At 71.6% G+C, this 14,016-nt stretch carries 14 protein-coding genes; 7 read left to right on the top strand and 7 right to left on the bottom strand.

Annotated features, from left to right (window positions below):
- Positions 1-71 precede the first annotated feature (71 nt).
- The 5 genes from acs to Scani_RS41465 all read left to right on the top strand — a co-directional run bounded on the left by acs (position 72) and on the right by Scani_RS41465 (position 5,694).
- On the top strand, positions 72-2,036 hold the full coding sequence (gene acs / locus Scani_RS37585; protein WP_159482111.1) for an acetate--CoA ligase: 1,965 nt from the start codon (positions 72-74) through the stop codon (positions 2,034-2,036).
- A gap of 386 nt (positions 2,037-2,422) precedes the next feature.
- Complete coding sequence (nhaA, locus tag Scani_RS37580; protein ID WP_159482110.1) at positions 2,423-3,817, top strand: Na+/H+ antiporter NhaA; 1,395 nt, start codon at positions 2,423-2,425, stop codon at positions 3,815-3,817.
- 44 nt (positions 3,818-3,861) lie between these two features.
- Positions 3,862-4,320: a phage holin family protein gene (locus tag Scani_RS37575; RefSeq protein WP_159482109.1), complete on the top strand. Its 459-nt coding sequence runs from the start codon at positions 3,862-3,864 to the stop codon at positions 4,318-4,320.
- Complete coding sequence (locus Scani_RS37570; protein WP_159482108.1) at positions 4,317-5,252, top strand: alpha/beta fold hydrolase; 936 nt, start codon at positions 4,317-4,319, stop codon at positions 5,250-5,252. The genes Scani_RS37575 and Scani_RS37570 overlap by 4 nt, the downstream gene beginning before the upstream one ends.
- 244 nt (positions 5,253-5,496) lie before the next feature.
- Positions 5,497-5,694 carry a hypothetical protein gene (locus tag Scani_RS41465; RefSeq protein ID WP_167538181.1) on the top strand — a complete coding sequence of 66 codons (198 nt, stop codon included), beginning with the start codon at positions 5,497-5,499 and terminating at the stop codon, positions 5,692-5,694.
- Positions 5,695-6,057: 363 nt separating this feature from the next.
- On the opposite strand, the gene Scani_RS37565 is transcribed toward Scani_RS41465, so the two are convergent.
- The 3 genes from Scani_RS37565 to nth are packed head-to-tail and all read right to left on the bottom strand — an operon-like array spanning position 6,058 to position 9,087.
- The gene (locus Scani_RS37565) at positions 6,058-7,257 is read right to left on the bottom strand and encodes a MarP family serine protease (protein WP_159482107.1); all 1,200 of its coding nucleotides are present in this window, start codon (positions 7,255-7,257) and stop codon (positions 6,058-6,060) included.
- Between the two features lie 13 nt (positions 7,258-7,270).
- Positions 7,271-7,999: an NUDIX hydrolase gene (locus Scani_RS37560; protein ID WP_159482106.1), complete on the bottom strand. Its 729-nt coding sequence runs from the start codon at positions 7,997-7,999 to the stop codon at positions 7,271-7,273.
- 53 nt (positions 8,000-8,052) lie between these two features.
- The gene (gene nth / locus Scani_RS37555; protein WP_159482105.1) at positions 8,053-9,087 is read right to left on the bottom strand and encodes an endonuclease III; all 1,035 of its coding nucleotides are present in this window, start codon (positions 9,085-9,087) and stop codon (positions 8,053-8,055) included.
- A 440-nt stretch (positions 9,088-9,527) separates the two neighbouring features.
- Here nth and Scani_RS37550 point away from each other — a divergent pair, with 440 nt between their 5' ends.
- Positions 9,528-10,202 carry a Crp/Fnr family transcriptional regulator gene (locus tag Scani_RS37550; RefSeq protein ID WP_006604164.1) on the top strand — a complete coding sequence of 225 codons (675 nt, stop codon included), beginning with the start codon at positions 9,528-9,530 and terminating at the stop codon, positions 10,200-10,202.
- 152 nt (positions 10,203-10,354) lie between these two features.
- Complete coding sequence (locus Scani_RS37545) at positions 10,355-11,173, top strand: nucleotidyltransferase domain-containing protein (RefSeq protein ID WP_159482104.1); 819 nt, start codon at positions 10,355-10,357, stop codon at positions 11,171-11,173.
- Positions 11,174-11,259: 86 nt separating this feature from the next.
- Here Scani_RS37545 and Scani_RS37540 read toward each other — a convergent pair whose 3' ends face one another.
- From Scani_RS37540 to sp36, 4 genes are all read right to left on the bottom strand, one after another.
- On the bottom strand, positions 11,260-12,096 hold the full coding sequence (locus Scani_RS37540; RefSeq protein ID WP_159482103.1) for an MBL fold metallo-hydrolase: 837 nt from the start codon (positions 12,094-12,096) through the stop codon (positions 11,260-11,262).
- Positions 12,093-13,070: an NUDIX hydrolase gene (locus Scani_RS37535; protein ID WP_159482102.1), complete on the bottom strand. Its 978-nt coding sequence runs from the start codon at positions 13,068-13,070 to the stop codon at positions 12,093-12,095. The genes Scani_RS37540 and Scani_RS37535 overlap by 4 nt, the downstream gene beginning before the upstream one ends.
- 124 nt (positions 13,071-13,194) lie before the next feature.
- Positions 13,195-13,659 carry a RidA family protein gene (locus tag Scani_RS37530; RefSeq protein WP_159482101.1) on the bottom strand — a complete coding sequence of 155 codons (465 nt, stop codon included), beginning with the start codon at positions 13,657-13,659 and terminating at the stop codon, positions 13,195-13,197.
- Positions 13,656-13,814, bottom strand: coding sequence for a Sp36 family protein (sp36, locus tag Scani_RS37525; protein ID WP_003967454.1), 159 nt, complete (start codon positions 13,812-13,814; stop codon positions 13,656-13,658). The genes Scani_RS37530 and sp36 overlap by 4 nt, the downstream gene beginning before the upstream one ends.
- Positions 13,815-14,016: the final 202 nt, after the last annotated feature.

Genomic DNA, 14,016 nt, shown 5'->3' with positions numbered 1-14,016 from the left:
GTCAGGGCCGGGCGTGGGCTGATGAGCTATGACCTGGGGACACATCGGATGCCCTGGGATTGGGAGATGTCGTGAGCAACGAAAGCCTGGCCAACCTGCTCAAGGAGGAGCGGCGGTTCGCGCCGCCCGCCGATCTGGCCGCGCACGCCAACGTCACGGCTGCCGCGTACGAGCAGGCCGCGGCAGACCGGCTGGGTTTCTGGGCCGAACAGGCCCGACGCCTGTCATGGGAGACCACGCCCACCCAGACCCTCGACTGGTCCAACCCGCCCTTCGCGAAGTGGTTCGCCGACGGCAAGCTCAACGTCGCCTACAACTGCGTGGACCGGCACGTGGAGAACGGCCTGGGCGACCGGGTCGCCATCCACTTCGAGGGCGAGCCGGGTGACACCCGCGCGATCACGTACGCCGAGCTGCAGCGCGAGGTCTCCAAGGCCGCCAACGCGCTGATCGAGCTGGGCGTGCGCAGCGGCGACCGGGTGGCCATCTACCTGCCGATGATCCCTGAGGCGGTCATCGCCATGCTGGCCTGCGCGCGCCTGGGCGCCCCGCACTCCGTCGTCTTCGGCGGCTTCTCCGCGGACGCGCTGGCCAAGCGCATCGACGACGCCGACGCCCGCGTAGTGATCACCGCCGACGGCGGCTACCGCCGCGGCAAGCCGTCCGCTCTCAAGCCGGCCGTGGACGAAGCGCTGTCCAAGCCCGGCACGGAGAACGTCCGCAGCGTCCTGGTCGTCCGCCGCACCGGCCAGGAGGACGTCGCCTGGCACGAGGGCCGGGACATGTGGTGGCACGAGATCGTCGAGCGGCAGAGCGAGCAGCACACGCCCGAGGCCTTCGACGCCGAGCACCCGCTGTTCATCCTGTACACCTCCGGCACGACGGGTAAGCCCAAGGGCATCCTGCACACCACCGGCGGCTACCTCACCCAGGTCTCGTACACCCACCACGCGGTCTTCGACCTCAAGCCGGAGACCGACGTCTTCTGGTGCACCGCCGATGTCGGCTGGGTGACCGGCCACTCGTACATCACCTACGGCCCGCTCTCCAACGGCGCGACCGAGGTGCTCTACGAGGGCACGCCCGACAGCCCGCACCAGGGCCGCTGGTGGGAGATCGTGCAGAAGTACGGCGTGACGGTCCTCTACACCGCGCCGACCGCGATCCGCGCCTGCATGAAGTGGGGCGACGACATCCCGGCGAAGTTCGATCTGTCGTCGCTGCGCATCCTCGGATCGGTGGGCGAGCCGATCAACCCCGAGGCCTGGATGTGGTACCGCAAGCACATCGGAGCCGACGCGACGCCGATCGTCGACACCTGGTGGCAGACCGAGACCGGCGGCATGATGCTCAGCCCGCTGCCGGGCGTCACGGCCACCAAGCCCGGCTCGGCCCAGGTGCCGCTGCCCGGTATCGCCGCGACCGTCGTGGACGACGAGGCCCGCGAGGTCCCCGACGGCGCGGGCGGCTACCTCGTGCTGACCGAGCCCTGGCCGTCCATGCTCCGCACGATCTGGGGCGACGACCAGCGCTATCTCGACACGTACTGGTCGCGCTTCGAGGGCAAGTACTTCGCCGGCGACGGCGCCAAGAGGGACGACGACGGCGACATCTGGCTGCTCGGCCGGGTGGACGACGTGATGCTGGTGTCGGGCCACAACATCTCCACGACCGAGGTCGAGTCGGCGCTGGTCTCGCACCCGAAGGTGGCCGAGGCCGCGGTCGTCGGCGCCACCGACCCGCAGACCACCCAGGCCATCTGCGCCTTCGTCATCCTGCGGGGCGGTGTGGCCGAGGACGAGGGCCTGGTCGAGGAGCTGCGCGCCCATGTCGCCCAGCAGCTCGGCCCGATCGCCAAGCCCAAGCGGATCATGCCGGTCGCGGAGCTGCCCAAGACCCGCTCCGGCAAGATCATGCGGCGGCTGCTGCGCGATGTCGCCGAGAACCGCGACCTCGGTGATGTCACGACGCTCACGGATTCCTCGGTCATGGACCTGATCCAGGCGAAGCTGCCGAGCGCGGCCTCCGAGGACTGAGCCGGACGGATGACAGACGGGGCGCCCGGCCGACGCGGCCGGGCGCCCCTCCGTCGTGTCCGGGGGCACCCGCCCCTCCCGTCTCCGGCGGTACCCGCCCTCCGGTCCACCCGGCCCTACGGGGAGAACGCCCCATCCGCTGCAGCCCACCACCCTGCCGCCCTCCGGCGCCCGTACCGGCTTCAGCGCCCCGTCCCCCGGCGCCCCGCCCAGCGGCCCGGCGCCCGAATTGCCCGTAAAGTGAGCCCACCGGATAGCCGCTTGCCCCTGGCCGGTAAAGTGGGAACTGCGTCAATGACACGCCAAGAAACTCAGGGTGCGCCGGGAAGTCTGGTCGGCAACTGCAACAGCCGTACGCAGCTACCGAGAGCCCCGGAGGTCACCGCGTGAGCGCCCCCACCAACCGTCGCCACTCCTTCCTCGGACGCATGCCGTTGCCCGAGCGGAACTTCATCGCGGAGGCACTGCGCACCGAAACCCTCGGTGGCGTCCTGCTGCTCGCCGCCGCCGTAGCCGCTCTGATCTGGGCAAACACCCTCGGCGGGAGCTATGAGGCGGTCCGCGGCTTCCACCTGGGACCAGCCGCGCTGGGCCTGGACCTCTCCCTCCAGCACTGGGCCGCCAACGGGCTGCTCGCGGTCTTCTTCTTCGTCGCCGGCATCGAGCTCAAGCGCGAACTGGTGGCCGGCGAGCTGCGCGATCCGAAGGCCGCCGCACTGCCCGTGATCGCCGCCCTCTGCGGGATGGCGATGCCGGCGGTCGTCTACTTCGCCGTCAACAGCATCGGCGGCGGCTCGCTGCAGGGCTGGGCGGTGCCCACCGCCACCGACATCGCCTTCGCGCTCGCCGTGCTCGCCGTCATCGGCACGTCCCTGCCCGCCGCGCTGCGCGCCTTCCTGCTGACGCTCGCCGTCGTCGACGACCTCTTCGCCATCCTGATCATCGCGATCTTCTTCACCTCGACGCTCAATTTCCTGGCGCTCGGTCTGGCCGTCGTCGGCCTGGTGATCTTCTATCTGCTGCTGCGCAAGGGCGTCCGGGGCTGGTACGTCTACGTCCCGCTCGCCCTGGCCATCTGGGCCCTGATGGAGAACAGCGGGGTGCACGCCACCATCGCCGGCGTCGCCATGGGCCTGATGCTGCGCTGCACCCGGCGCGACGGCGAGACGCAGTCCCCGGGCGAGCGCATCGAGCACCTGGTCCGCCCGCTCTCGGCCGGCTTCGCCGTGCCGCTGTTCGCCCTCTTCTCCGCGGGCGTCTCCATATCCGGCGGCGCGGTCCATGACGTCTTCACCCGGCCGGAGACGCTGGGGGTCGTCCTCGGCCTGGTGGTGGGCAAGGCGCTCGGCATCTTCGGCGGCACCTGGCTGGCCGCCCGCTTCACCAGGGCCGAACTCAACCCCGACCTCAAGTGGCCGGATGTCTTCGCCCTCGCCTCCCTGGCCGGCATCGGCTTCACCGTCTCGCTGCTCATCGGCGAACTCGCCTTCGCCAAGAACCTGGTGCTGACCGACGAGATCAAGGCATCGGTGCTGATCGGCTCGCTGCTGGCGGCCGTCCTCGCCGGCATTCTCCTCAAACTCCGCAATGCCGAGTACAAGAAGCTGTGCGAGGAAGAAGACCGGGACGAGGACCAGGACGGCATCCCCGACATCTACGAACTCGACCAGCCCGAATACCACCTGCGGATGGCGGCGATCCACGAAGCCAAGGCCGCGGAACACCGGCGGCTTGCCGAAGTGGCCTCCAGCAGGCATGCCGGAGACGATGGTCCGGCATGATCTGAGAGGCTTTGCATCCGGGTGAAGAAAAGAGGGAGACGGCGATGAGCGCAGCCGACCACAGCACGGAACGCAGCCTCGGACAGCTGGTGGCCACGGCCACCGCCGAGATGTCCGCGCTGGTGCACGACGAGATCGCGCTGGCCAAGGCGGAGTTCCGCCAGGACGCCAAGCGGGCGGGCATCGGCAGTGCCGCGTTCATGGTCGCGGGCGCGCTGGCGCTGTTCGCGCTGCCGGTCCTGAGCTTCGCCGCGGCCTACGGCATCCACAACCTCGGCCTCGGGCTCGCCTGGTCCTTCCTGATCGTCGGCGGCGCCTTCCTGGTCCTCGCCGGCCTGCTGGCCCTCATCGCGATGGCCAAGATGAAGAAGATCAAGAAGCCGGAGAAGTCCATCAACTCGGCCAAGGAGACCGCGGCCGTGCTCCAGAAGGCCAAGCCGCACCCGCGCCTGGCCCCGGTGGAACACCCGGCGCTGGAGTCTGTGACACGCTCATCGGTATGACAGCCCCTGACAGCACCGCCTCGGTCGTACGGATCGGCATCCCCGGCGGCACGGTCTCGCACCGTGACGTCGCGGCCAACGGCGCCCGCTTCCACATCGCGGAGATGGGCGAGGGCCCGCTGGTGCTGCTGCTGCACGGCTTTCCGCAGTTCTGGTGGACCTGGCGGCAGCAGCTCCCGGCCCTGGCCGAGGCGGGCTTCCGCGCGGTGGCGATGGATCTGCGGGGCGTCGGCGGCAGCGACCGCACCCCCCGCGGCTACGACCCGGCGAATCTCGCCCTGGACGTCACCGGCGTCATACGGTCCCTGGGCGAGCCGGACGCCGCGCTCGTCGGGCACGACCTGGGCGGCTACCTCGCCTGGACGGCGGCGGTGATGCGGCCCAAGCTGGTGCGCCGGCTGGCCGTGTCCTCGATGCCGCACCCGCGGCGCTGGCGCTCGGCGATGCTCGCCGACGTCCGGCAGAGCGCCCGGAGTTCGCACATCTGGAACTTCCAGCGGCCCTGGCTGCCCGAACGCCGGCTGACGGCGGACGACGCGGCGCTGGTGGGCCGGATGATCCGCGACTGGTCCGGGCCTCGGCTGCCGGATGACGAGGCGATCGCGGTCTACCAGCGGGCGATGAGCATCCCGTCGACGGCGCACTGCTCGATCGAGCCGTACCGCTGGATGGTGCGGTCGCTCGCGCGCCCCGACGGAATCCAGTTCAACCGCCGGATGAAGATGCCCGTACGGGTCCCGACGCTGCATCTGCACGGCTCGCTCGACCCGGTGATGCGCACCCGCAGCGCGGCCGGCTCCGGCGAGTACGTCGAGGCGCCCTACCGGTGGCGGCTGTTCGACGGCCTGGGCCACTTCCCGCACGAGGAGGACCCGGTGGCGTTCTCCACGGAACTGATCAACTGGCTCAAGGACCCGGAACCGGATCGCTGAGCAGCCGCACAACAGGATCGGTCCGGGGGCAACGAGGGCCCCGGACCCGACCGTTGAGGGAAGGCCTGCACACCGCCGCCTGGTGCGTCCGCGCCTCGTCGAGCACGCGGCCCGGACCGTCGAGCGGGCATATCCACCCGAAGCTCGAACTCACGTCTGACGAACAGCCACTTGCCTGGCGCATAGGCCAATTGGCGGTCCCCGAGGCGATTACGGACCTTGGGCCACGGGCAGAGTCGAAGGTATGGGCTGGACGCACGACTACCGTGACGTGGCACGCAACCGCCGCAGCAGTGCCGCTGTAGTGGGTACTCAGGACAGGGGAACCCCGGACCTCAGGTCCGGCGCCTCCCCCGATCCGGCGCACCCCATGGGCATCCCTCGCATCCTGCGCCGCAGAGCGCGCTGGATGAGCGCACGGCTACGCCATCCCCGTACCTGAATCCCCGGACCTCCGTACCTGACCCACGGCCGCCGGCAGGGCGCGGGAAGCACGTCTCCCCGCGCCCGACGCGCCCCAAGGCGCCTGTCCGGCTGTCACCGCCGGGTACGCCCTGGGGCCTTGCGGAACGGGCCTAGGGGGTGTCGTTCGGATCCTGGTGGATCAGGGAGCGGGGCCTGGTGCGTGCGATCGCAAGGCGGAGGAGGGAGTCGACGCGGAGCGGTTGGGGTCTCCCCTGCTCGAGCGAAGCCGAGAGCTTGGGGAAGAGTGACGACAACGCGGATGGGGGTCCCCCCGCGCCATTCAGGCGTGGGGGAGTGCGTGCCAGGCCCCGCGAGCCCGCCATGATCCGAACGACACCCCCTAGATCGCGCAGCCCTGGCTGTCGACCTGCTGCCGGGCCGTACGACCCTTGAGGACGTCCTCACGGATCTCGTCGGCGGTCAGCGCGTATCCGGTGTGCGAGTCGTCCAGCGACTTCGCGAAGACGACGCCGTAGACCTTGCCCTGCGGGGTGAGCAGCGGGCCGCCGGAGTTGCCCTGCCGGACCGTGGCGTAGAGGGAGTAGACGTCGCGGCCGACCGTGCCGCGGTGGTAGATGTCCGGGCCGTTGGCCTGGATACGGCCGCGGATACGGGCGGAGCGGACGTCGTAGCCGCCGTTCTCCGGGAAGCCGGCGACGATGGCGCTGTTGCCGCTGCTCGCGTCCCCGTCGGTGAACTGCAGCGCCGGCGCCTCCAGCGAGGGCACTTCCAGGACCGCGATGTCGCGCCGCCAGTCGTAGATCACGACCTTGGCGTCGTACGTGCGGCCCTCGCCGCCCACCTGGACGGTCGGCTCGCGGACGCCGCCGACCACATGGGCGTTGGTCATCACGCGGTGGCGGCCGAAGACGAAGCCGCTGCCTTCGAGGACCTTGCCGCAGCCGGGGGCCGTGCCGACGACCTTGACGATGCTGCGCCGGGCCTGCGCCGCCACCGGGCTGGTGGCCAGCCGGGGGTCGGGCGCGGGCACATTGTTGATCGGCTCGTTGGAGAACGGCGTGAAGACCTGCGGGAAGCCGTTCTGCGCGAGGACCGAGGAGAAGTCCGCGAACCAGGTGCTGGCCTGCTGGGGCATCACCCGGGACACCCCGAGCAGCACCTTGGAGTTGCGGACCTCCTTGCCGAGCGTCGGCAGGGACGTACCGGCCAGCGCCGAGCCGATCAGCCAGGCGACCAGCAGCATCGCCAGGACGTTGACCAGCGCGCCGCCGGTCGCATCCAGCGCTCTCGCCGGTGACCAGGTGATGTGGCGGCGCAGTTTGTTGCCCCAATGGGTGGTGAGCGCCTGGCCCACGGATGCACACACGATCACGATGGCGACCGCGGCGACGGCCGCGAAGGTGCCGGGGGTGGCATCTCCGGTGATCTCGTTCCAGATCACGGGCAGCAGATAGACCGCGATCAGACCGCCTCCGAGGAAGCCGATCACGGACAGGATGCCGACGACAAAACCTTGCCGATAGCCGATGATCGCGAACCATACGGCCGCGACCAGCAGCAAGATGTCCAGGACGTTCACGCCGGACACCGTCTCACGAGCGCCAGTCCAGTGGGACCGCCTTGTCACGGTCCCACGGAATCTCCCAGCCGGCGTAGTGCAGGATCCGGTCGATGACTCCGGCCGTAAAGCCCCAGACCAGGGCGTTCTCGACAAGGAACGCGGGTCCGCTGTGGCCACTGGGATGGCGCGTTGTCACACGATGGGCCGGATCCGTGAGATCCGCCACGGGAACCGTGAAGACCCGGGCGGTCTCCGCCTGGTCGACCGCACCGACCGGGCTCGGCCGGCGCCACCACCCCAGGACGGGCGTCACCACGAAGCCGCTGACGGGGATGTAGAGCCGCGGCAGCACGCCGAAGACCTGCACACCGGACGGGTCGAGGCCGGTCTCCTCCTCGGCCTCGCGAAGCGCCGCCCGCACCGGACCGGGTCCGTCGGGATCGCCGTCCTCCGGGTCGAGGGCGCCGCCGGGGAACGAGGGCTGGCCGGCATGCGAGCGCAGGGTCCCGGCGCGTTCCATCAGGAGCAGCTCGGGGCCGCGGGCGCCGTGGCCGAAGAGGATCAGCACCGCGGACTGCCGGCCGCCGCTCTCCGGCGGCAGGAAGCGGCTGAGCTGGCGCGGCTCGATCGTCGCGGCCGCGCGGGCCACCGGGGCCAGCCACTCGGGCAGGCCGTCGGCCGTGACCGTGGCGTCCCGGCCGGGCGTCGCGCCGCGCACATCCGCCTCGTCGCCGTACTGCTGCTCCCGTGCACTCCTCATTCGCGCCCCCTCAGGCCTGCCGTCGATCGTCCATCACCTCCGAGCGGGTGTCGTCATGAAGCGGCCGCCGGGGGCGCCATCGGGGGCGCGGGCTGCCCCGGATAGTCGGCCGGCGGCTTCAACCGCTGACCGGGCTGGCCGCCCAGCTCGTACTTCAGCAGCTTCTTGGCCTTCTCCGGGTCCGTCTCGCCCTCGCCGTACGCGGGGCACAGCGGAGCGATGGCGCAGGCGCCGCAGGCGGGCTTGCGGGAGTGGCAGACGCGGCGGCCGTGGAAGACCACGCGGTGCGAGAGCATCGTCCACTCGCTCTTGGGGAAGATCTCGGCGACATCCGCCTCGACCTTCTCGGCGTCCTCGGCGGTGGTCCACCCGAAACGGCGGGCGAGGCGGCCGAAGTGGGTGTCGACGGTGATGCCCGGGACACCGAAGGCGTTGCCCAGCACGACATTGGCGGTCTTGCGGCCGACCCCGGGAAGGGTGACGAGGTCTTCCAGGCGGCCCGGCACCTCGCCGTCGAAGCGGTCGCGCAGCGCGGCCGACAGACCGAGCAGCGATTTCGTCTTGGCCCGGAAGAAGCCGGTCGGCCGGATCAGCTCCTCGAGCCGCTCCGGGTCCATGGCGGCCATGTCCTCGGGCGTCGGGCAGACCGCGAACAGGCGCGGAGTGGTCTGGTTGACCCTCAGGTCGGTGGTCTGCGCGGACAGGACCGTGGCGACCAGCAGCTCGAAGGGGTTGGTGAAGTCCAGCTCGGGGTGGGCGTACGGATACAGCTCGGCCAGCTCGCGGTTGATCCGGCGGGCCCGCCGCACCATGGCGACCCGCGACTCGGGCTTGCGCGCGGGGGCTTTCTTGGCGGTGGCTGTCGCGGTGGCCTTCTTGGCGGGGACCTTCTTGGCCGTCGTCTTCGTGGCCGTCGCCTTCGTGGCTGTCGTCTTCTTCTTGGCGGCGGCCGCCTTCTTCGCGGGGGCCTTTTCGGCGGCCGTGGCCGTCTTCTTCGCCGGGGCCTTCTTCGTGACCGCCTTCTTCGTGACGGACTTCTGGGCCGCGGCCTTCGTGGCCGCCGCCGGCTTCTCTGGAGTTTCGTTCACGGCGGCCTTCTTCCCTGCCGAGGTCCTGCCTACCGAGGTCTTCTTCACGGAGGTCTGCGCGGTGTCCTGCGCCGCCGGTCGCGACGCGCCGGGTTTGCGGACGACCGGCTTCCGGCCGGACGTCACCCCGGGGAGCGATTTGTTACTTTCGCCGGAATTCGATGCGCGGCCGGACGGCTGTTCGCCCACAGCGGAATCACGCCCTGCGCTCACTCTTCCGGCCCCCCAGTCCTCTGCTCTCACCGGCGTATTGGACACTCGGCCAGACTAAGGCCAGCCACTGACATCCGGCTTGATCGCTGTGATTCCTGACCCCAATCGGCCCCCTGCCTTATGGCTCGGGGCACCGGTCCGGCAAACTTGTGATTGATCGCACTGTTTTGCATTCCGGCATGATGGGGACCACAGTCCCCCGGAGCATGTCGACAAGGAGAGATCTCGTGGACGACGTTCTGCGGCGCGCACCGCTCTTCGCGGCGCTCGATGACGAGCAGGCGGCGGAGCTGCGCGCCTCAATGGGAGAGGTCACGCTCGCCCGCGGCGACGCCCTGTTCCACGAAGGGGACCCCGGCGACCGCCTGTACGTGGTCACCGAGGGCAAGGTGAAGCTGCACCGCACTTCCCCGGACGGCCGGGAGAACATGCTCGCCGTCCTCGGCCCCGGCGAGCTGATCGGTGAGCTCTCGCTCTTCGACCCGGGCCCCCGTACGGCCACGGCCTCCGCCCTCACCGAGGTGAAGCTCCTCGGCCTGGGCCACGGCGACCTCCAGCCCTGGCTGAACGCCCGCCCCGAGGTGGCCACGGCCCTGCTGCGTGCGGTCGCCCGCCGCCTCCGCAAGACCAACGACCAGATGTCCGACCTGGTCTTCTCGGACGTACCGGGCCGTGTGGCCCGCGCCCTGCTCGACCTGTCGCGCCGCTTCGGCGTGCAGTCCGAGGAAGGCATCCACGTCGTCCACGACCTGACGCAGGAGGAGCTGGCGCAGTTGGTGGGCGCCTCCCGCGAGACGGTCAACAAGGCGCTCGCGGACTTCGCGGGCCGCGGCTGGCTGCGCCTGGAGGCGCGCGCCGTGATCCTGCTGGACGTCGAGCGGCTGGCCAAGCGCTCGCGCTGATCCGGCTCGTACCCGGCCTGAGAAGGGCCCCGCTCCGGCGGGGCCCTTCGTCATGGGGCCGCGGGGCCACCGGGGCCTCCGTCAGACGCCCGCGGTTCCCCCGGCGCGTAATCAGGTGGCCGCCCCACCCGCACCCTCGCCATAGTGGCGTCATGACGCACGGCAGGGGGCTGGACCGGGACGGCTGCTTCCTGCGGGAAGGGTCCTTGGACCACGTCTCCGCGCCGTTCGCGCCCGTCGTGGCGGAGCTGGTCGCCCGGACCGGCGCGCGCTTCGGCCCCGGGCGCCTGCACAGCAGCTATCTCTTCGGCAGCATCCCGCGCGGCACCGCCGTCCCCGGAGTCTCCGACCTCGACGCGCTGATCGCGCTGCGGGACGAGCCCACCGATGCCGACCGCGCTGCCGTCCGCGCGGTCGAGCAGGGCCTGGATGCCGCGTTCCCGCAGATCGACGGCGTGGGCATCCTGCTGTTCGGCGTGGACCGGCTGCGCAGCGAGCGGGAGCGGTACGACCTCGCATGGTTCGTGGCCTGCCTGTGCACGCCGCTCAGCGGCCCGGACCTCGCCGCCGAACTGCCCCGCTACCGCCCCACCTCGCTCCTCGCCCGCGAGACCAACGGCGATCTCTCCCACGGCCTGCCCCGGCTGCGCGAGCAGGCCGCGGCGGCCACTACGGAGGCCGAGCGCACCCGGCTGACCCGGGGTGTGGCGCGCCGCCTGGTACGCACCGGGTTCACCCTGGTCATGCCGCGCTGGGGCGGCTGGACGAGCGATCTCACCGAGTCCGCCGAGGTGTTCGGCCGCTACTACCCGGCGTACGCCGAGCAGATGCGCGCCGCGGCACGCGCCGCCCGGACGCCCGCCGCCTACCCGGAACTGCTGGACGAGCTGCTCACCGGCCTCGCCCCCTGGCTGGCCGCCGAATACCTGGCCGTCCACGGGGCGAAGGCGCCCCCGCCACAGGCGGGCTGACGGCGCCTCTCAGCCGCTCCGGGACCGTCCTCGGCCCCGGCCCCGGCCGACGGCCCCGCCGTCCGCCTCCCGGCCCGTCCGCGCCGTCAGCTCTCGATCAGCCCGTGCTCGCCCAGGTAGTCCAGCTGCGCCCGCACCGACAGCTCGGCGGCCGGCCACAGCGAGCGGTCGACATCGGCATAGACGTTCGCGACGACCTCGGCGGGTGAACGGTGGCCGGCCTCGACCGCCGTCTCCACCTGGGCGAGCCGGTGCGCCCGGTGCGCCAGATAGAACTCCACCGCCCCCTGGGCGTCGTTCAGCACCGGTCCATGGCCGGGGAGGACCGTCGAGACCCCGTCGTCGACCGTCAGGGAGCGCAGCCGGCGCAGCGAGTCCAGGTAGTCGCCCAGCCGCCCGTCGGGGTGTGCGACCACCGTGGTGCCGCGCCCCAGGATCGTGTCGCCGGTGAGCACCGCGCGGTCGGCCGGGAGGTGGAAGGAGAGCGAGTCCGCGGTGTGGCCCGGGGTGGGCACCACGCGCAGCTCCAGGCCTCCGGTGGTGATGACATCGCCCGCCTCGAGCCCCTCGCCGCCCAGGCGCAGCGCCGGGTCCAGCGCCCGTACGGCCGAACGGGTCAGCTCGGCGAAGCGCGCGGCGCCGTCGGAGTGGTCGGGGTGACCGTGGGTCAGCAAGGTCAGTGCGATGCGCTTGCCGGCCCGCTCGGCGGTGTCGATGACGGCCCGCAGGTGGCTCTCGTCGAGCGGCCCGGGGTCGATGACGACGGCGAGATCGGAGTCCGGCTCGGCGAGGATCCAGGTGTTGGTGCCGTCCAGCGTCATCGGCGACGGGTTCGGGGCCAGGACGCACCGGGCCCGCGCGGTCGCCTGTCCGGCGATCACCCCGCCGCGGGGCTGACCGGGGAGGGCGGATGCGTCGGTCATGCGGGGGTCCCTCCCGAGGGGCTGGGGCTGTCCGAGGGGCTGTGGCCGTCCCCGGGGGCACCGTCGTCGTCCTGCGCGATGTGCTTGGTGAACTCGTCGTGCCCCGGCCAGCTCAGCTCGATCTCGCCGCCCACGAGGCGGGCCTGCGCCAGTACGGGCGTCAGATTCTGGGCCTCCGCCGCGCCCAGCGCGTCCGCGGCGGTGGCGTACGGCTGGAGCGAGCGCAGGGTCGCGATGGTCGGCGGCATCATCAGCAGCTCACCGCGGTCGTAGCCGGCGGCGGCCTCCTCCGGCCGGATCCACACCGCGAGGTCCGCCTCGGTGGAGGCGCCGGGGGTCCCCCCGGGACCGGGGCTCGCCGCAGGTCCTTGGGGGAGGGTGCGCTGGCCCTCGGGGAGCGCCGCGACGAAGAACCAGGTGTCGTAGCGCCGCGGCTCGAACTCGGGGGTGATCCAGCGGGCCCAGGCACCGAGCAGGTCGGAGCGCAGGACCAGGCCACGACGGCCCAGGAAGTCGGCGAAGGAGAGCTCGTGGGCGACGAGGGCCGCGCGGTCGGCCTCCCAGTCCTCGCCGGTGGTGTCCGTGACGACCGTCTCGGCCGAGGGGCCCGCGAGCAGCACGCCCGACTCCTCGAACGTCTCGCGGACGGCGGCGCAGACGATGGTCTGCGCGGTGGCCGGATCGACGCCCATACGGACGGCCCACTGGGCGCGCGACGGCCCGGCCCAGGCCACCGGGCGCTCGTCGCGGGGATCGACGGAGCCGCCCGGATAGGCGTACGCGCCGCCGGCGAAGGCCATGGAGGTACGTCTGCGCAGCATGTGGACGGTGGGGCCGCCGGAGGCGGCGTCCCGCAGCAGCAGGACGGTGGCGGCCCGCCGGGGCTCGGCAGGGGTCAGCTCGCCGTTCGCAAGTGCCCGGATGCGGTCCGGCCACTCCGGTGGGTACCACTGGCCGTTGGTCGTGGACGACATGGCCGGATGTTATGCGCTCGCGCGCGGATGTTCGAGGGCGTCTTTCACGCCGGAGGGCCCCTGCTGACGAGGGGCCCTCCGGCGCACGGCGCTTGCTTCGGGCCTCAGAGCCCGGACGGGACGGCTATTCGGCGATCTCCACCTGGATCTCGACCTCGACCGGGGCGTCCAGCGGCAGCACCGCCACGCCCACGGCGGACCGGGCGTGCACGCCCTTGTCCCCGAGGATCTCGCCCAGCAGCTCGCTGGCGCCGTTGAGGACGCCCGGCTGGCCGGTGAAGTCGGGCGCGGAGGCCACGAAACCGACGACCTTCACGACCCGCTGGATCTTGTCGAGGTCGCCGACGACGGACTGCACGGCGGCCAGCGCGTTGAGCGCACAGGTCGCGGCGAGTTCCTTGGCCTGCTCCGCGCTGACCTCGGCACCGACCTTGCCGGTGAGCGGCAGCGCACCGTCCACCATCGGCAGCTGGCCGGAGGTGTACACATAGGCGCCGGAGCGCACCGCGGGCTGGTAGGTGGCCAGCGGCGGCACGACCTGCGGCAGCTTCAGGCCGAGTGCCGCGATCTTGTCCTCCGCCGCGCTCACGCCTTCTCCCGCTTCAGGTAGGCCACCAACTGTTCGGGGTTGTTCGGGCCCGGCACGACCTGGACGAGCTCCCAGCCGTCCTCGCCCCAGGTGTCCAGAATCTGCTTCGTCGCGTGCACGAGGAGCGGCACGGTCGCGTATTCCCACTTGGTCATGGGCCGAGCGTAATGCCTGTCCACGGCGGCGGTGGACGCCGTCCGCCACGGGCGGACCGCACCCCTGCTGCGCGGCGTTCCGGAGCGCGGCCGCCGGACCCCTACGGAGCATCCCTGACCCGTCCCGGAGGGATCACGGGCAGATTCTCCGGGACCTCCCAGGTGTATCCCGTGCGTAGCCGGGACGCGGACTGGTTAGGCT

The organism is Streptomyces caniferus (assembly GCF_009811555.1).
Classification (GTDB): domain Bacteria; phylum Actinomycetota; class Actinomycetes; order Streptomycetales; family Streptomycetaceae; genus Streptomyces; species Streptomyces caniferus.
The sequence above is the reverse complement of the archived record's forward strand: the minus strand, read 5'-3'. Positions and strand labels throughout refer to the sequence as shown.

What these genes read in the sequence shown, in the direction of transcription:
- Scani_RS37575 (WP_159482109.1), top strand. Translation starts at nt 3,862, where the DNA reads ATGAGCGCAGCCGACCACAGCACGGAACGCAGCCTCGGACAGCTGGTG.
- Scani_RS37535 (WP_159482102.1), bottom strand. Translation starts at nt 13,070, where the DNA reads ATGTCGTCCACGACCAACGGCCAGTGGTACCCACCGGAGTGGCCGGAC.
- Scani_RS37540 (WP_159482103.1), bottom strand. Translation starts at nt 12,096, where the DNA reads ATGACCGACGCATCCGCCCTCCCCGGTCAGCCCCGCGGCGGGGTGATC.
- Scani_RS37545 (WP_159482104.1), top strand. Translation starts at nt 10,355, where the DNA reads ATGACGCACGGCAGGGGGCTGGACCGGGACGGCTGCTTCCTGCGGGAA.
- Scani_RS37560 (WP_159482106.1), bottom strand. Translation starts at nt 7,999, where the DNA reads ATGAGGAGTGCACGGGAGCAGCAGTACGGCGACGAGGCGGATGTGCGC.
- Scani_RS37570 (WP_159482108.1), top strand. Translation starts at nt 4,317, where the DNA reads ATGACAGCCCCTGACAGCACCGCCTCGGTCGTACGGATCGGCATCCCC.
- sp36 (WP_003967454.1), bottom strand. Translation starts at nt 13,814, where the DNA reads ATGACCAAGTGGGAATACGCGACCGTGCCGCTCCTCGTGCACGCGACG.
- Scani_RS41465 (WP_167538181.1), top strand. Translation starts at nt 5,497, where the DNA reads ATGGGCTGGACGCACGACTACCGTGACGTGGCACGCAACCGCCGCAGC.